Source organism: Nostoc punctiforme PCC 73102 (assembly GCF_000020025.1).
GTDB lineage: Bacteria > Cyanobacteriota > Cyanobacteriia > Cyanobacteriales > Nostocaceae > Nostoc > Nostoc punctiforme.
In genome coordinates, this window is the sequence record NC_010628.1 from 619,044 (window position 1) to 635,101 (window position 16,058).

The 16,058-nt window shown below is 42.0% G+C and carries 16 protein-coding genes and 5 pseudogenes; 11 read left to right on the plus strand and 10 right to left on the minus strand.

Annotated features, from left to right (window positions below):
* The first annotated feature begins 40 nt into the window (after positions 1-40).
* The 4 genes from NPUN_RS02635 to NPUN_RS02650 all read left to right on the plus strand — a co-directional run bounded on the left by NPUN_RS02635 (position 41) and on the right by NPUN_RS02650 (position 3,526).
* Positions 41-832, plus strand: a complete 792-nt coding sequence (locus NPUN_RS02635) for an FHA domain-containing protein (RefSeq protein ID WP_012407314.1) — start codon at positions 41-43, stop codon at positions 830-832.
* A gap of 246 nt (positions 833-1,078) precedes the next feature.
* Entirely contained in the window at positions 1,079-1,432 is a 354-nt protein-coding gene (locus NPUN_RS02640; RefSeq protein ID WP_012407315.1) for a slr0373 family blue light stress response protein, read from the plus strand.
* A 92-nt stretch (positions 1,433-1,524) separates the two neighbouring features.
* Positions 1,525-3,036 (plus strand): stress-responsive protein Ycf46, encoded by a 1,512-nt coding sequence (gene ycf46 / locus NPUN_RS02645; protein WP_012407316.1) that lies wholly within the window; start codon positions 1,525-1,527, stop codon positions 3,034-3,036.
* A 139-nt stretch (positions 3,037-3,175) separates the two neighbouring features.
* Positions 3,176-3,526 (plus strand): DUF1257 domain-containing protein, encoded by a 351-nt coding sequence (locus tag NPUN_RS02650; protein WP_012407317.1) that lies wholly within the window; start codon positions 3,176-3,178, stop codon positions 3,524-3,526.
* 128 nt (positions 3,527-3,654) lie between these two features.
* On the opposite strand, the gene NPUN_RS37285 is transcribed toward NPUN_RS02650, so the two are convergent.
* Positions 3,655-4,230, minus strand: coding sequence for a hypothetical protein (locus NPUN_RS37285; RefSeq protein ID WP_012407318.1), 576 nt, complete (start codon positions 4,228-4,230; stop codon positions 3,655-3,657).
* Positions 4,231-4,859: 629 nt separating this feature from the next.
* On the opposite strand from NPUN_RS37285, the gene NPUN_RS02660 reads away from it, so the two are divergent.
* From NPUN_RS02660 to NPUN_RS02675, 4 genes are all read left to right on the plus strand, one after another.
* A complete protein-coding gene (locus NPUN_RS02660; RefSeq protein ID WP_336884920.1) occupies positions 4,860-5,042 on the plus strand; it encodes a hypothetical protein in 183 nt (60 codons plus the stop codon).
* 445 nt (positions 5,043-5,487) lie between these two features.
* Positions 5,488-6,234: an SDR family oxidoreductase gene (locus NPUN_RS02665; protein ID WP_012407319.1), complete on the plus strand. Its 747-nt coding sequence runs from the start codon at positions 5,488-5,490 to the stop codon at positions 6,232-6,234.
* Between the two features lie 6 nt (positions 6,235-6,240).
* Positions 6,241-7,158: an SMP-30/gluconolactonase/LRE family protein gene (locus tag NPUN_RS02670; protein WP_012407320.1), complete on the plus strand. Its 918-nt coding sequence runs from the start codon at positions 6,241-6,243 to the stop codon at positions 7,156-7,158.
* Between the two features lie 143 nt (positions 7,159-7,301).
* Positions 7,302-7,862 carry a putative antibiotic biosynthesis monooxygenase gene (locus NPUN_RS02675; RefSeq protein WP_041565145.1) on the plus strand — a complete coding sequence of 187 codons (561 nt, stop codon included), beginning with the start codon at positions 7,302-7,304 and terminating at the stop codon, positions 7,860-7,862.
* A 14-nt stretch (positions 7,863-7,876) separates the two neighbouring features.
* Here NPUN_RS02675 and NPUN_RS44655 read toward each other — a convergent pair whose 3' ends face one another.
* The 6 genes and pseudogenes from NPUN_RS44655 to NPUN_RS02700 form a co-directional block, all read right to left on the minus strand.
* Complete coding sequence (locus NPUN_RS44655) at positions 7,877-8,038, minus strand: element excision factor XisI family protein (RefSeq protein WP_419788176.1); 162 nt, start codon at positions 8,036-8,038, stop codon at positions 7,877-7,879.
* Positions 8,029-8,235, minus strand: coding sequence for an element excision factor XisI family protein (locus NPUN_RS44660; RefSeq protein ID WP_419788452.1), 207 nt, complete (start codon positions 8,233-8,235; stop codon positions 8,029-8,031). The genes NPUN_RS44655 and NPUN_RS44660 overlap by 10 nt, the downstream gene beginning before the upstream one ends.
* Positions 8,236-8,268: 33 nt before the next feature.
* Positions 8,269-8,661 (minus strand): annotated as a pseudogene (locus tag NPUN_RS02685) (XisH family protein); the annotation flags it as partial.
* Positions 8,662-8,707: 46 nt separating this feature from the next.
* Positions 8,708-9,334, minus strand: a pseudogene (locus NPUN_RS02690) (Uma2 family endonuclease).
* A 131-nt stretch (positions 9,335-9,465) separates the two neighbouring features.
* Positions 9,466-11,079 (minus strand): NAD(P)H-quinone oxidoreductase subunit 4, encoded by a 1,614-nt coding sequence (locus tag NPUN_RS02695; RefSeq protein WP_012407323.1) that lies wholly within the window; start codon positions 11,077-11,079, stop codon positions 9,466-9,468.
* 796 nt (positions 11,080-11,875) lie between these two features.
* Positions 11,876-12,154 (minus strand): hypothetical protein, encoded by a 279-nt coding sequence (locus NPUN_RS02700; RefSeq protein WP_012407324.1) that lies wholly within the window; start codon positions 12,152-12,154, stop codon positions 11,876-11,878.
* 467 nt (positions 12,155-12,621) lie between these two features.
* Between NPUN_RS02700 and NPUN_RS38535 the strand changes: the two are divergent.
* A pseudogene (locus tag NPUN_RS38535) lies at positions 12,622-13,108 on the plus strand (CHAT domain-containing protein); the annotation flags it as partial.
* Between the two features lie 60 nt (positions 13,109-13,168).
* Here NPUN_RS38535 and NPUN_RS42945 read toward each other — a convergent pair.
* Both NPUN_RS42945 and NPUN_RS42950 read right to left on the minus strand, forming a co-directional pair.
* On the minus strand, positions 13,169-13,564 hold the full coding sequence (locus tag NPUN_RS42945; RefSeq protein ID WP_336884921.1) for a transposase family protein: 396 nt from the start codon (positions 13,562-13,564) through the stop codon (positions 13,169-13,171).
* Entirely contained in the window at positions 13,531-14,064 is a 534-nt protein-coding gene (locus NPUN_RS42950; protein WP_234711034.1) for a helix-turn-helix domain-containing protein, read from the minus strand. The genes NPUN_RS42945 and NPUN_RS42950 overlap by 34 nt, the downstream gene beginning before the upstream one ends.
* 231 nt (positions 14,065-14,295) lie before the next feature.
* Here NPUN_RS42950 and NPUN_RS02720 point away from each other — a divergent pair.
* Together NPUN_RS02720 and NPUN_RS02725 are read left to right on the plus strand one after the other, a co-directional pair.
* Positions 14,296-14,736, plus strand: a pseudogene (locus tag NPUN_RS02720) (CHAT domain-containing protein); the annotation flags it as partial.
* 13 nt (positions 14,737-14,749) lie between these two features.
* A pseudogene (locus tag NPUN_RS02725) lies at positions 14,750-15,465 on the plus strand (sensor histidine kinase); the annotation flags it as partial.
* 90 nt (positions 15,466-15,555) lie between these two features.
* On the opposite strand, the gene NPUN_RS02730 reads toward NPUN_RS02725, so the two are convergent.
* Entirely contained in the window at positions 15,556-16,032 is a 477-nt protein-coding gene (locus NPUN_RS02730) for a DUF1499 domain-containing protein (protein WP_041565866.1), read from the minus strand.
* Positions 16,033-16,058 lie beyond the last annotated feature (26 nt).

Below are 16,058 nucleotides of genomic sequence, written 5' to 3' on the forward strand. Positions count from 1 at the left end.
CAGTAGAGAAGCTTATAAAGAGTGCTTTATCACACATTTTATGTACAGTGCATCTCAGAAAGCCGAGCTAACTTTGGAGCTTTTTCACTTCCAAACCAACACATCTTTGCAATTTCCACCAAATCTTTCTGTAATTTCCATTGGTAAGCCAAACGACCAAAAACCTCCAGATATTGATATTTCTGGTTTACCAGATTCGGATGTGGCATCTCGCATCCACGCACAAATTTGGGTGAATGGGGACGAATACCATATTACCGATTTGGACAGTTCTAATGGTACATACATTAACGGTGCGAAACTTCAACCTCAAGTTTTTTGTCCACTACATCCAGGAGACAGAGTTTCCTTTGGACAAGGAGACAAAATAACTTTTATGTTTAGGGTGCAACAACACTCTGCATCTGCTACAAAAAACCCTCCATCAAGCTCCGCGCCAACAAAAATTACAGCACCTACCACTAGTAAAGAAGAGGAAGATCAAGTAATTCTTGCTAGCAAGCTTATTGGTTTAGGGCTAATCCTCGCAGGCATTACATTTTTAAGTACAAGTATTTATGTGAGCGTCTACTTACGCAGCACACCTGGAATTTTGCTGTGTATGGGAGGTGTCGTAGCTCTAAATTGGGGTGGGCGCGATAATCGCAAACTAGGATGGGTTTTGATTGGGATCGGAATTGCTCTATTCATCGCCAGTGGTGTTGTAATCGGTTCAGTTTCACTTTTTTCTCTGCTGGTGTCATTCGCTGGCATCTCCTGTGGATATCAGTTGTTTACAACCGGAAAAGTGTTCAACTTTAATCCGCTTACACTCCAAATAGTTAAAAAATAAGCCAAGTTAGGGAATCATTAATTAGCGATCGCTAATTGCCATTGAGGTTTCAGGATTTGAATCCTAAGCCCTGATTAACTTCGAAGAGGTTTGTCGTGAGGGATTTATCACTCAATAAACAGCATTTCAGCTTTTGATATAAACAAATGTAACAAAAGTAGCGTCAAAACGTTTTGCTGTCTTGACAACCAATAGAAGAACCGATAAGTTGATATACATACCCGGGTAAGACCGTTAAAGAGTTATATGCAAACGCAAACTAAGCAAAAGGTCACTTTGTATTTATCGCCAGAGTTGCACAGAAAACTGAAGATTCGTTCAGCAGTTGATTCCGAACCAATGTCAGAACTTGCCGAACGCGCCCTTGGTTTTTATCTATCTAATCAAGAATTGGTTGACGAATTGGAAGATTCTTCTTTTGGGCGGGCTCATAGAGTTTATTCATGCCCAACTTGTGATAGCTCGCTAGTCTTACGTGATGGGGAACTGGTTACTTTGGGCAATCAACCAGGAGTAGTCGGTCAAGAACATCTTTCCATTGATGAGATGGATGGAGATGAAACCAACCCCAAGGGTGAGGAAGAGTTAGTTCCTTGCTAGATAGGAATTATGGATTATTTATTCATGGTTCGGTTGTCTTTACCAGAAGCAATGTCTCTACTGTCTCTATAAGGTCTCAAGTAGGTCGAAGTATGAAAGAAGAGCTCAATATCCTAATTCAAGCTCAATACCCTTTAATCTACCTTGTGACCTCCGAGGAAGAGCGGGCCGAGCAAGCAGTTTCCACAATCGCCCAGTTGTTGAAGCCCCAGCGCCGAGTATTTGTTTGGACAGTGACACACGGGATTGTGGAATATGGTCAACCCCGGAACGTCACCCAACATAATACCGTTTCTCCAGAGGCGGCGATTGAGTGGATAATCCGGCAGAAAGAACCGAGTATATTTATTCTTAAAGATTTACACCCCTTTATTGATGCGCCTGCAACAAATAGATCGTTACGTGATGCGATCGCTAGCTTTAAAGGTACGCAAAAGAACATCATTTTGATGTCCCCAATGCAACAAGTACCTATAGAGTTGGAAAAAGAAGTTGTTGTTATCGATTTTACACTGCCAGATATGGCAGAGTTAAATAAAGTACTGACTCAGCACGTAGACCAAAATCGTGGTCGGCGGTTGACAACAGAGGCTAGAGAAAAGCTTCTCAGAGCAGCTTTAGGTCTAACTAAAGATGAAGCTGAAAAAGTCTACCGAAAGGCGCAGGTAACTACAGGGCGTTTGACGGAAGATGAAGTAGATATCGTTTTATCTGAGAAAAAGCAACTAATCCGGCGCAATGGCATCTTAGAATACATCGAAGAAGATGAAACCATTGATGCTGTAGGTGGCTTAGAAGAGTTAAAAAGATGGCTCAAGCAACGCTCTAACGCTTTCACAGAAAGAGCGAGAGAGTATGGTTTGCCTCAACCGAAGGGGATGTTAATTCTTGGTGTTCCTGGTTGCGGTAAGTCATTAATTGCCAAAACGACTTCCCGGCTGTGGGGTTTACCACTGCTGCGGTTGGATATGGGCCGAGTCTACGACGGCTCAATGGTGGGACGAAGTGAAGCAAATTTGCGAAACGCCCTGAAAACAGCAGAATCAATTTCCCCAGCGATTTTGTTCATCGATGAATTGGATAAATCCTTTGCTGGTAGTGGAGGTTCTTCTGATTCCGATGGGGGAACTTCAAGCAGAATCTTCGGCTCTTTCCTCACATGGATGCAAGATAAGAAGTCACCAGTGTTCGTGATGGCAACAGCCAACAGAGTAGAACGCTTACCTGGCGAATTCTTGAGGAAAGGACGCTTTGATGAAATTTTCTTTGTCGATCTGCCAACACCGGAAGAACGGCAACACATTTTTAATATTCATCTGACCAAGCGCCGTGAAGACATCTCTAGATTCGATCTTGAGCAACTAGCCAAGATGTCTGATGGCTTTTCTGGGGCAGAAGTTGAACAAGCGATCGTTGCGGCAATGTATGAAGCTTTTGCCCAAGATCGGGAGTTCACCCAACTAGATATTATTGCTGCACTGAAGGCAACATTGCCGCTGTCTCGAACGATGCAAGAACAAGTAACGGCTCTGAGAGATTGGGCCAGACAGCGCGCACGCCCCGCAGCATCCTCCGTAGCTGAATATCAGCGAATGGAGTTTTAAAAGCTTTCCTCTGCCATCCCAGGGGGAAAGGCTAGCTCTGAATGCTAGCAGTTATAAGAAAAAGCCGCATCCTAAGAGCGGCTTCGCCCGAAACAAACCGTTGTCGTTTTTCTCAATCTTCTCATTGGAGGAAACCCAAATGTCTCACTTTAGCACCCTGCGTACCAAGATCACCGATGCCGAAATCCTCAAAGCTTCTTTGCGCGACCTCGGTATCAGCGTAAAGACTGAAGCTGATGTCCGTGGTTATAACGGTCAGCGCGTCCGTTCTGACATTGTAGCTATGTTGGATGGCGAATATGACCTCGGCTGGTCTCGCAACAGCGATGGTTCTTTTGACCTAATCGCTGACCTGTGGGGCGTTGCTAAGAAGCACAACCAAACCGAGTTGATCAACTCAATCAACCAAAAGTATGCCGTTAACAAAACTTTGGCTGAAGTAAAACAGCGCGGTTTGCAAAACGCCAATGTGAAGTTGGTATTGCAATAACAATTTCTCTGCGCGTTCCCAAAGCTGCACGGGTTAACCATATAAATAGCGGTTAGCCCGCTTTTTTATCGGGACTGAGATTTATTTCTCAGCCCCGATTTTTATAAAATTGTATCCTTCAGCCCCACTCAGCTAAACATAAATAAGTCTAGCTCATCGACATTATGAATAATATTAGAATCATGAACATTATATGCCACTGCTAGTTTAATACTAGCTTGTAGCCTCAATTCTACATTTAAACTAGGGTTAAAAGCTGCTTGAGCTAAGTTATCCAATTTTTCATAAGTAGCAATAATATTAGCTACAGTAGTTTTGTAATCCTGATCAATTTGTTCAAGTAATGCCATCGCAGCTGTTGGGCCAAGAAAGGCAAGTCCTGCTCCTGCAACTAATCCAGCACCAGCAGTAGAACCTGCTACAAAGTTTTTGTTGTTGCCTGCATCAATTAGCTCCCAGTCTTTACCTGTAATTTCTTTAAGCTGAAATTTAAGTTCAGCAATAACTTTGCTGAATTCTTTTGGTGAATTTGCCAGTGTGTTTATGTAACTTTCGCAAAGTTTAATAGTCTCAACCCCACGCTTGACTCGCTTTTGATAAAGACTTGCAGCCGCATCTTGTAAAGACTTACAGACGTTTTCGTATTTATCTACTGCACTGCGTAGCCTCTGTTGAGCCTCTTTCCTATATGTTCTTTTAAACATTGATTCCTCAAAAATTAAAAATAATTGGTTGGCTTCAGATTAGCCATTGAATACAATATATTCAAATTATGATTAAAACTATAATTGTATAAACACTTAAACCTTACTTTGTAACTATTTAGTTTATAGCTGCATATTTATCAAATTATTTAAATTTGGAGTACAAGATATACTTTATTTAGCTAATAATATTAATTGATATTTTTAAAGAAAAATAAGTGTTTCAATCTAATTATAAAATAAATATAAATTAGGAATTTAAATTAAGTATTATTACCATATTTGCAAGCGATCGCTCTTAGAGGATGTTTGAAAAGTTCTCTTGTCGGTATCAAAAATTTTAGATCCCCCTAAATCCCCCTTCAAAAGGGGGGACTTTGATTCCGGTTCCCCCTTTTTTAAGGGGGGTTAGGGGGGATCTAAAGTGCCTAAAGTCACAGCGAAACACTTTTCAAACAACCTCTTAGAACACAATTCAATCACAAACTGGTACAAACTTTTTTTGCAGTTCTAGTTAATGCATCCATTTTTTAGCTGAGGTACAAGTTATGAATATCACACTCAAGTCAGAAATAGAGCAATTTATTCAAGCGTAAATTGCAAGTGGTAGATTTGCTAGTGCAGAGGATGTGATCGCTGAAGCTTTTAAGTTGCTTCAAGAAAGAGAACGGCAACGGCGAATTGAAGAATTACGCCAAAAAATTGTTGTAGGAACTGAACAAATTGCTAAAGGACAAGTAACTGATGGCGAAGTTGTTTTCGCTAGATTTCAAGAAAAAATTCGGAAAATTGCTGAGGAGTCTGATAAATGAGTAGTTATTCATTTTCAGATGAAGCAATTCAAGATTTAGATATTGCGTTCGATGCGAAAGTCGGGGTTTAGCTGACAGAATTCATAAAACTGATCTTCGGTTAGTGCGTAGGCGTAGCCCGTTGTAAACATCGCAGGTTTCAATTGCAAAACCATTGGTATAAACTCTCTCTGTGGCTACAGGTAAGTTGGTGGTCATAATTGCTTTGTGGCTACTTCACCTGCTTTAACTATAATCTTTTCACAATCTACGGTTAAATCAGGCTTAACTCATGAAGATTAAAATTATTGCCACTGTAAAGAGGACAATGCTTAGGTGGACGGCAAGCTTCGAGTTTGAATTAAACGTAAGTAATCTCATTGACTGAACATATCATTGCAATCAACTTGCTTAATTCACCGCATCTCAGTACAGTAAAATCACAAGCAGTTTCAAGGTCATAAAAATGACGACTGAAAAAAGGATTGCTGTGGTAACAGGCAGCAATCGAGGGCTAGGATATGCTATTTCCCGTCAATTATCCAAAATTGGCAACCGCGTAATTCTGACGAGTCGTAATGAAACAGATGGTCTTGCTGCTAAAGGTCAGCTTACCAATAAAGGGTTTGATGTTGATTATCACACTCTGGATGTCACCAATGATGGAAGTGTGCAACAGTTTACCGAGTGGCTACGTGAAACTTACGGCAAAGTAGATATTCTGGTCAATAATGCAGGCGTAAATCCCACAACTAAGCCGGAAGAGTCCAGCTTACTGACTGTGCAACTGGAAACAATGCGATCGACCTTTGAAACTAATGTTCTAGCGGTACTCAGAATTTCTCAAGCCTTAATTCCGTTGATGAAGGTGCAAAATTACGGCCGCATTGTCAATATCTCAACGGAAATGGCATCTCTAACATCAGTTCCCACTGACTACTACCCTTTAGCGCCATCCTATCGACTCTCGAAGGTGGGAGTAAATGGACTAACTGTGCTTCTCGCCAAGGAACTCCAGGGTACTAATATTCTCGTAAATGCTTATTCTCCAGGTTGGATGAAGACAGATATGGGGGGAGATGATGCGCCGTTCACGGCAGAAGAAGGAGCCGAAACTGCTGTCTATTTAGCAACGCTTCCCGATGGAGGAGCGCAAGGACTGTTTTTTGCAGAGATGCGAAAGTTTGGTGGCCCTATTCAAGTACAATGGTAGGTTAATATGGGAGATTCCGCAGGTTTACCGCCTATTTACGCTGATAAGCCGATTGAATTAGCACCTGCTAAAATTATTACCTCGTTCCCAGTCAATACTTTTTTAGAAAATCTAGCGAGCGCACCAGATGGCACAATCTTTGTAACCAATCACGAAGTTGGCGAGATTGTTAGCATTACCCCAGATGGCAATCAGCAAATTCATGCGACTGTTGAAGGCAAAGTAAGTGGTCTTGCTTTCACTAGCAACGGCGATCTAGTAGCAACAGGCTGGAATGCTGATTCTATACCTGTGGTTTCTCTAGTTAAAAGTGATGGCACGGTGGAAACGTTGCTGACACTGCCAGACGCAATATTTCTCAATGGCATCACCCCACTTTCTGACACTCAGTATTTGACAGCAGATTCCTATCGTGGTGCAATCTGGCTGATTGATGTTGTTCAACCCAGTGGATCAATTTGGCTAGAACATCCAATGCTGGCTCGTAGCAATTCGGAGAGCGTGTTTCCGGCTGCAAATGGCTTGAAGCGTTTTGGTAATTTCCTCTACGTTTCAAATACGGAAAAAATGTTACTGTTGCGGATTCCCGTTGATAGCACTGATAAACCAGGTGAGCCGGAAATTTTTGTTGAGCAAACTAATATTGATGACTTTGCCTTTGATGTAGAAGGCAACCTTTATGGAGCAACGCACATTTACAACAGTGTGGTACGAATTGCACCCGATCGCAGTACTACTATTATTGCTCAAGCCGAGCAAGGTGTAATTGGCAGCACAGCCGTGGCTTTTGGTCAAACTGAGGGCGATTGCACCGCGATTTATGTTGTAACTAATGGTGGAATGTTTTTACCTCCGCCCACGGGTGTCGTTCCTGCTAATGTTGTTCGGCTTGAGGTTGGAAAACCTGGATATCCCTTGGGTTGAGAATGACCAAATTGGGGATTTTCAATTGAAAATCCCCAATTGAAAGAAAAATGTTTCAGAACAAGCAAATTTATACTTGCTCTGCGAAAATCAAGCTACGTAAAAAATCTAAAATCCAAAATTGATTGGCATAACGAATGGAGATGGAACAGGACGATCAATTTGTAACCGTGGTCATTACACAAGTTGTAAAGCCAGGATGCGAAAGTGCTTACGAGGCTTGGTTGAAAGAAATTACCAGGGTTTCCAGAACCTATATAGGTCATCTGGGAACAAATGTGATTCGTCCCCAACTTGGTGTGCGAAATGAATATGCGATCATCTTCCGGTTTGACGGTTATGAAAATTTAAAGGTGTGGATGACATCGCGCGATCGTGAATATTGGCTGAATCAAGGTAAGCATTTGGTAGAATCCGATCCTTATGTTCAACAAATCTGTGGATTAGAAGCTTGGTTTTCTCTTCCCGGTCAACCACTGAAAACTCCACCGCGCTACAAAATAGCATTGCTAACTTGGGGAGCCGTATATGTGTTAATTAATTTGTTGAGTACGTTTATAGTCCCCCTACTTCGTGGTTTACCACCCTTGATTATTTCGTTGATCGTTACGATTACTATGGTTTTGCTGTTGACATATATTGTCATGCCTAGAGTTAGCCGTTTGTTTAGCTTTTGGCTATATCCTAAATCACGAAAAGTTTAGCCATTTAAATTACTTTAACCAACAGCAAACTCGGTAAATTGTCGTTTAAAGGGTGAATGAAAAGCCAAAATGATGTCTTTTTTGGGTATACCTCGACTAATAAGTTCATTGGCAATACCTCCTTCAGTACCATCGTGTTGAATCCAAAGTTTTTCGTTTTTAATATCTAGATGCAAAACACAACCATATACGCGACGCTTATTTGACCACCCCGCATGAACAACTTGGTAGCGATGCCTACGGCGGGGCAAAGCCCAACGCGCTCTCTATCAAAAATAACTTCTGCTTCGACTTCTTCGTTGCTGGCTTTGATTTCACTGTAACCTAGCAACAGTTCTTGAATAAGTTGACGGTACTGTTCTACTTTTGCCATTTTACGTTCACGAAGTGTGCCGTAGGCATTCGTCTCCTCTTGTGGATCGAAAACAATCAACCCAACTTGGTAACGTTGGATTAATAAGCGTGGCAGTTCTAAGGTAAAAAAAGAACGATAGGTGTCTAAGGGAACTGCTAAAGATAGAAGTCTCTCAGGTTGTTCTTCTTCAAGTGCTAGTTGATATTTGAGATACTGTCCTAAAGCAGTACTAAATTCAGTTGTAGTAGATGGAGCAACAAAGCTTTTAACTTCAACCGCAATTTTTTCTTGATTTCGTTCAGCTGCTAAAACTTTCTCTGCACCAAGGCCGATGTACATATCCAAACCGCCAAAACGGAGGAAAAGCGGGTCATTAGTGATGAGCCAACCCTCGTTCTCCAAAGCGCGTTTTACTGCATCATGGAATATGTCTTTTGCCGCCATAGATTCCTAAAATTTTGATTTCGTTCCTATAAAACTAGCTTGCTCTCTACCAAACCTGACTTAAATCTAAAACAAACCTAGGTAGCAACGGTTCACCAAAAAGTGTCTTAGGATTATCCAATTGTTCAACCGCAATATTAGGGCGATAAATAAAAACTCGGCGCTGTTTTCTATCAATTAACCAACCAAGTTGCGTCCCATTATCAATATACTCTTGCATCTTCTCTTGCAAAATTCGTAAGTTATCAGTCTCAGAACGCAATTCAATCACAAACTCAGGACAAATCGGTGCGAATTTTTTTCGCAGTTCTGATGGTATGGCTTCCCAGCGATCGCGTTTTATCCACGCCGCATCTGGCGATGTCTACGACGGGCTACGCCTACGCACTGCACCATTCGGCAAAGTAAATCCACCACTGGAACCAAACCCTACCCCTGTACCATCTTGCTTTGTCCAAATACCCAACTGAACAATAATATCAAAGTTATGTCGATCGGTTTCAGAACCAGTAGGGGGCATAATCACTAACTCTCCCACAGCAGTACGTTCAATGCGAAAATCACGGTTTAGCTGACAAAACTCATAAAACTGATCGTCAGTTAATGCGATCGCAGGTTGCAATTGCAAGACCATTGGTATAATTTCTGTGGCTATAGGTAAGTTAATGGTCATAATTCATATTTTGGGGCTTCACCTGTCTTTAGGATATATCTTGGCAAAATTTTAGGGGTAGTTATGTAACCACCCCTTTATTGCCCTAATAATTTAGAATTTACTTGCAGACCCCTTAATGGGAAGTTAATTTACTCGGAAATGTTAATCGAACTTTCAACTTGAGAATTAGCTAATGTTGGCGCAGAGAAAATCCGCGAGTACATACTTGATGGTTGTTGATGAGCAACAACTGGTAGAACTTGACGAGCATGAGCGGCTAATTCTATTGCTTTCACATCATAAGTCTGCGTTGCCAATTTGGGATAGAAGCCGATACCGATGATTGGCAGTAATAAACAAGCGGTAATAAATATTTCGCGGGGTTTGACATCAGATATTACAGCATCCAAGTGCAACTCTTGACTTTGTTCACCGTAGAACACTTGACGCAGCATCGACAGTAAATAGATTGGTGTCAAAATCACGCCAACTGCTGACAGCAGCACGACTACAATTTTGAAGCTGGAACTGTAAACATCACTGGTGGCGATACCCAGAAATACCATCAACTCACCCACAAAGCCACTCATTCCGGGTAAGGCGAGAGAAGCCATTGAACCAATGGTAAACAGAGCAAAGGTTTTGGGCATTACCTTGGCCATACCGCCCATTTTATCCATCATCAAGGTGTGAGTGCGATCGTAAGTTACGCCAGACAGGAAGAACAAGCTAGCAGCAATCAATCCGTGGGAAACCATCTGTAGCACTGCACCGCTTATACCCAGTTCTGTGTAGGAGGCAATCCCAATCAGCACAAATCCCATGTGGGCAATTGAAGAGTAAGCCAAGCGGCGTTTGAGATTGGTTTGGGCAAAGGCACAGCAAGCACCGTAGACAATGTTAACCACACCCAAAATTGCCAGCACTGGGGCAAAAGTCACATGGGCATTGGGCAACATTTCCACATTGAAGCGGATGAGGGCATAACCACCCATTTTTAACAACACACCAGCCAAAATCATTGAACCGGGTGCTGATGCTTCACCGTGGGCATCAGGTAGCCAAGTGTGTAAAGGGAAAATCGGCAGTTTCACACCGAAGGCAATTAAGAAACCTGCATAAACCAATAATTCCAAGGTTTTGGGGTATTCTTTCATTCCCAGAGTTGCCATGTCGAAGGTGACGGTATCTCCAGAGAATGCCATTGCAAAACCGGCAATCAAGATAAATATTGATGCGGCGGCGGTGTAAAGAATGAATTTGGTAGCCGCATAACGGCGGTTTTGTCCTCCCCAAATGGAAATCAGCAGGTAAACCGGCACTAACTCGATTTCCCACATTAGGAAGAACAGCAGCAAGTCTTGGGCGACAAATACGCCAAGCTGGGCGCTGTACATCGCTAGCATCAAACCATAAAATAATCGCGGCTTGGTAGTTACTTTCCAAGCCGCGAATATTGCGAGGGTATTTATTAAGCCTGTCAGAAGCAGCAAGGGCATCGATAAACCATCAACCCCCACAGCCCAATGCAAACCTAATTGCGGTATCCAAGGATAGTTTTCTACAAATTGGAGTCTTGAACTCTGAAAGTCGTACTTATACCAAAAGGCATAAATCATCAGTGCAAAGTCAGCGATCGCAACTCCCAGACCATACCAACGCACAGTTCTACCTTCTTTGTCTGGGATCAGGGGAATGGCTAAGGCAGCCACCAAGGGTAAGAGGATTATGGCTGTTAGCCAGGGAAATTCAATAGCATTCATCACTTCTGACAATCAATTTGCCTTCTCACTTTTAATTTCATTATATTAAGGAATCTATACTTTTGTAAACTATCTTGAACTCTAGAAGATTAAACCTTAACTGTTTACAGGAATATATACTCATTGAATCTCAGATTATCAGGATAAAGAAGAATAAATACTTATGGTATTTTGACGGTTACCATTCTAAATGTAAACTTTTGCAACGTCAACTAAAGCCGCCGTTACAATACGGTTATATTTTCTAGTTAAGTTTAATTGTCGGTTTACATAAAATATCGAGGCAGCTATAACTTCCAAGTTGCAAAACCTGGGATTATAGCTGCGTCAATATGTTGATGAAAAGAGTTGTGTAAACTATATTGCGTGGAAAGAAGAGCAGCCCTAAACAGTTGCAGATTGGTTTTCGAGGGGAAAAATCTGGCTTTTAAATATAATTGCAACAATTTCGAGCAATTGTCATTCTGGATAAACCTTTACAATACGTTCACCATTTCAACAATTTTGGAAAGATACCCGATAGAGTTGATTCGTCCATGAGTTTTAGGGATTCTCAACTGGCTAGCTTTTTTATGGTTCTTCCAACGTCGGCTTTATTGTATGTTTGGAAAAGTTATAGTTTAGCTGAAATAGCGTACTGAATTTCATGTATATAGACTAGAGCTACAGTCTATGAAAATATATAAATAATTTTGCTTAATTATAGGACTTACGCACACTCTACAAATTCTTCTCTTCTCTGCGATAAGTTAAGCTTTTTGGCAATTTTTGCGTAAGTCCTAAATTGCTGAGTCCGTTATGAATACTGAATTTTTAATGCAATAATCCCAATCAATACAGCAAGACCTAACGCTCTACGAAAATAATTGACCCCTTGAAATAATTCCAGCCACGCCCAAGTAAACAAAGAGCCATTTGCTACCACGTCTAAAACTGTATTGATTTTACCACTTGTAAAAATTAAAGCGAGTAAACTGGTTACTATCCAAACAATAAGTGGTAGGTTTGGCATCTGAGCTAAAACAATTTTGCCATCGCTGTCACGAAAAGTTTTATCAATTAATGTATTTTCCATTATTTGAAATTGCTACCTCGCTACAAATGATTAACTTACAGAAACTATTTGATGGTCTATTGAGAATAGGATTACATTTAGTTGTAAATTCCTTAATCCTATTAAAACATCTAGGGAAATCTCTTTTCAAGCATCTAATTGCTGAGATTATGACTATGTTAATAGACGTACATACACTAACAATATATCTGTCGTAAGAATGAATGCAATTTGGAGCAGTGAAGATTAGGGATGCTCACATCGTAATTATTTGGAAGTACGAGATGCCGCCGAGAAGGGTGACGATTAAACAGATTACTGAGTCATTGAATTAACGTGGCTGCCAGCTCGCCGCTAGCGCTCGTAAAATAAGATTAGTTCGAGATTCGACCTCAGATAAAAATACAGAAATTGACAAGTAGGAGTAATTCATGAATCGCCCCTACTATGTCTAGTTAATTGACATGGTATCTGAATTTATAGTAGCTACTATCGAGCAAAGCTTAAAACTCTTACAAACAGATAAACCCTCTGCTGATGGGATTCTCTGGGCACAGGCACTCAATACCAAACCAAATTTGCAATTGTACAATGGCAAAGCCGAAACTGCTCTCGAGAGTTGGCAACAAGCTCAAAAATATTACGATCTAGCAGGCGATACAATGGGCAGCTTGGGTAGTCAAATTAACCAGGCACGCTTTACAAAGTTTGGGATTTTATCGCCGTTCTAAACAGCAGTTGGAGGAGCTAAATCAAAAGTTAGGAGCAATGCCAGATTCGGAAATTAAAGTTAGTGGGCTAAGAACGCTTGGTTTAGCCCTATTGATGATTGGCGACTCTGGTAAGAGCCAACAAGTTTTAGAGTAAAGTTTAGCGCTCGCTCGTAAAATTGAAACTACACCTCAATTGAGTTCCATCCTACTAAGCTTAGGAAAAACCGCCGTAGACTTACAAGATCCAAAGGCGGCATTAGATTAGAGTTGTCGGGAAATAAAAGATAAGTGAGGCAATGCTGGTCTTGTAATTGGGATTCTCTTAAGCAGCCATCAAGTAGAAGTTCCATAATCCTGCTGCGGTCAGCATCAAATGGTCATCAAAGTTTTCAATCCGATTACGATAAATGACACTGGCGGCGTTGTAGCGCTTCACACCAGCAAAGGCATTTTCGCAAACTACACGGGATTGACTCAATTGACGATTCTCCGTTTTTTGAAGGTCACTTAACTTGCCCCCTTTGGGCTTTTTGTGAGGAAGATGGAGATTGTCATACTGCTTCTGTAATCCCTGAAAGCCCGAGTCTACTTCAATCGGAATTTCATCAGGCACACTACCTGCAATGTCATCTTCGTCATGAAAACGTTTGTCATGCAGTTTGCCTTCTCGTGCTTTGCTTAAGATCAAGACCCGTTTGGTTTCATCAACTGCCGCCAAGTGTTTACGCGTATGACGTTTCTTTTTACCGGAGTAATTCTGTTGTTGTTGTCTCTTTCTTGAGGTCGCGCAATTGGGCGTTCTGTCCCATCAATCATCACTCGTTGCACTCCTGGAAAGCGTGACAAAAATGCTTCAATGCTTTCGAGATGGCGTTCCGGCAGCGCCATCTTCTGTCCCAAAGCCGCTTCTAATATTGGCTGCAATCGATGCATCCACTCATGTGCCTGGGAGCGATGCATATCAAAGAGCAGTCCCGCCACATCGAAGGTCGGATAACATTTGAAATAGAAAAGGATGAAAAACAATTTGTCTTGGGCTGTAAGTAAGCGGGCTTTGCGTCCTCCACCCAGGCCACGTTGACGAGGCTTGGCCTGTTGAGTATCTAGGTACATCGTGGTAAACGTGGGCAAAAGGGCATCAAATGCTTTCCGGTTCAACCCAGTTAATGCCCTCAACAGTCGGTCTTGCTTCAGCGCACCTTCAATATTCAGCATCATTCTTCCCTACCACTGCTGTCTATTCTCTCTTATTTCCCGACAAGTCTATTACTTTGAACAAGCAGAACAGGTAGCGACAAATCCAGGCGATCGCTTAGGGACTTGCATGAAAATAAAGTACCAGTAAACCGAGTTTCGACTGCGCTCAACTCTCGATGGCTGAGGGTTGAGCGCAGCGATGCACTGAGCGCAGTCGAAGTGTCGAAATCCGTCTGGTTGGGATACTATTAACCCGCAGATCGCTTACAGGCACGTTTAGGGCGTTTCAAGCTTTTCCTCGACTATGACAAGCCTGAATTGGCTACCCCATTAGCACCTCAATTACTACAACAACTTACAGAACTGCCCCCCAGTCATACCTCTCTCTACGCAGCTATTAATTTTGTTGCCTCACTGAATCGGCAGTCAAATTCTAGCCAAATCATACCGATGAAAGACCTGGCGCAACTCATGGCAGTCACAGTCAAGTCTGCACAGCAGATCCAGGATGCTCAAGCAGAAGCTTACGCACTGCATCAGTGGGGAAAACTCTATCATCATACACAGCAGTTATCGCAAGCGCAGAAGTTAACTCAGAAATCCCTCAACATTGCACGTCAACTCCAAGCTGAGGATATCATTGCTCAATCTGCTTGGCAGGTGGGACAGTTGTATAAAGAACAGGGCGATCGCTTTGTCCGTCGCGCAGACAAATTTGTATGGCTTTTCTGGTGGGGCTGTATCGCTCTGGATTATTTTATGGTCTGCGATCGGCTCTAGTGGTAGTTGGTTCTTATCCAGTCGCAGGTTGCGGATTCCTGGTGGCAAAATTCCCTGAGCAACTATAGGCATCTGTGGCATGTTTGTGGGGGGTGGCATGGCATTCTGATTCCAGTCACACCTGCTTTAGCCGCATTCATCGGCAGTGTAATTGCAACAACAAATGCCTATAAACAGAGGCGGTTAGAAGAAGCAAATCAGCAACTAGAAATTGCCAATGCTCAACTATTAGATTATTCCAAAACTCTGGAGTTCAAAGTTGAAGAGCGAACTCATGAACTGCTTGAGACCAAGCAAGGTGCTGATGCTGCTAACGAAGCAAAGAGCGAGTTTTTGGCAAATATGAGCCACGAGCTACGCACACCGCTTAATGGCATCCTTGGTTTTGCTCAGGTGCTAGAAGTATCGCCAAACATGACAGAGAAAAATCTGGAAGGTGTCAGCATTATCTACCAATGTGGGACGCACCTGCTGATGCTAATCAATGATATTCTCGACCTTTCAAAAATTGAAGCTCGTAAATTAGAATTAGTTACGACTAATGTACATCTGCACACTTTTTTACATGGTGTCACTGAGATTTGCAGTATCCGAGCAAAACAGAAAGGGATTTCATTTAATATTTTAATCAGCGATTTTCTAATATGATAGATGTGTACATACTTAATAGCTGATAATAAGAACTTTAGTTCTTGGCTTTCAAGTACTAAAGTCCTTAGTACACAACACAAATCAAATTTTTAAATCGCGTAGTGCTAGACGAATTTGCTCCAAGCGTCTGCGGTTTACACCAAAATCCGAGTCTCCAAGACGTGATGCCGAACGCAGATGAATTACTGACTCATTAGCAGGGAAATAAAACTCGACATCATCCACAAATTGGAATATCCGACTCTTAGAGAGAGCATGGATGTAATTATCTGTCTGTTGGATAACCTCTGTGCGTGGAACAACACTAAGAACTTTGAGTAAAGTTGCTCGTGCTGTCTTGAGGTCTACATGATAGGCGATCGGGTCAATGCTATGTTTGGAATCAGCATCTTGACTGACAGCACAGTTCGGAGAAGGCGGACAGGGAGCAAGATGAATATTGTCAACTCCCAAGCCAGAAGTGGCAGCCCAAGTAGCAGCAGGAAGTATGAAGCTGCTAGTCAGGCTAAAGAATATTACAAAGATAATACTCCACAGAAGTCGCTGCACGTACCTCATTTCCCCGTTCACGGAGCGTTCCGTAG

What these genes read in the sequence shown, in the direction of transcription:
- NPUN_RS02635 (WP_012407314.1), top strand. Translation starts at nt 41, where the DNA reads ATGTACAGTGCATCTCAGAAAGCCGAGCTAACTTTGGAGCTTTTTCAC.
- NPUN_RS02640 (WP_012407315.1), top strand. Translation starts at nt 1,079, where the DNA reads ATGCAAACGCAAACTAAGCAAAAGGTCACTTTGTATTTATCGCCAGAG.
- ycf46 (WP_012407316.1), top strand. Translation starts at nt 1,525, where the DNA reads ATGAAAGAAGAGCTCAATATCCTAATTCAAGCTCAATACCCTTTAATC.
- NPUN_RS02650 (WP_012407317.1), top strand. Translation starts at nt 3,176, where the DNA reads ATGTCTCACTTTAGCACCCTGCGTACCAAGATCACCGATGCCGAAATC.
- NPUN_RS37285 (WP_012407318.1), bottom strand. Translation starts at nt 4,230, where the DNA reads ATGTTTAAAAGAACATATAGGAAAGAGGCTCAACAGAGGCTACGCAGT.
- NPUN_RS02665 (WP_012407319.1), top strand. Translation starts at nt 5,488, where the DNA reads ATGACGACTGAAAAAAGGATTGCTGTGGTAACAGGCAGCAATCGAGGG.
- NPUN_RS02670 (WP_012407320.1), top strand. Translation starts at nt 6,241, where the DNA reads ATGGGAGATTCCGCAGGTTTACCGCCTATTTACGCTGATAAGCCGATT.
- NPUN_RS02675 (WP_041565145.1), top strand. Translation starts at nt 7,302, where the DNA reads ATGGAACAGGACGATCAATTTGTAACCGTGGTCATTACACAAGTTGTA.
- NPUN_RS44660 (WP_419788452.1), bottom strand. Translation starts at nt 8,235, where the DNA reads ATGGCAAAAGTAGAACAGTACCGTCAACTTATTCAAGAACTGTTGCTA.
- NPUN_RS02695 (WP_012407323.1), bottom strand. Translation starts at nt 11,079, where the DNA reads ATGAATGCTATTGAATTTCCCTGGCTAACAGCCATAATCCTCTTACCC.
- NPUN_RS02700 (WP_012407324.1), bottom strand. Translation starts at nt 12,154, where the DNA reads ATGGAAAATACATTAATTGATAAAACTTTTCGTGACAGCGATGGCAAA.
- NPUN_RS42950 (WP_234711034.1), bottom strand. Translation starts at nt 14,064, where the DNA reads ATGATGCTGAATATTGAAGGTGCGCTGAAGCAAGACCGACTGTTGAGG.
- NPUN_RS02730 (WP_041565866.1), bottom strand. Translation starts at nt 16,032, where the DNA reads ATGAGGTACGTGCAGCGACTTCTGTGGAGTATTATCTTTGTAATATTC.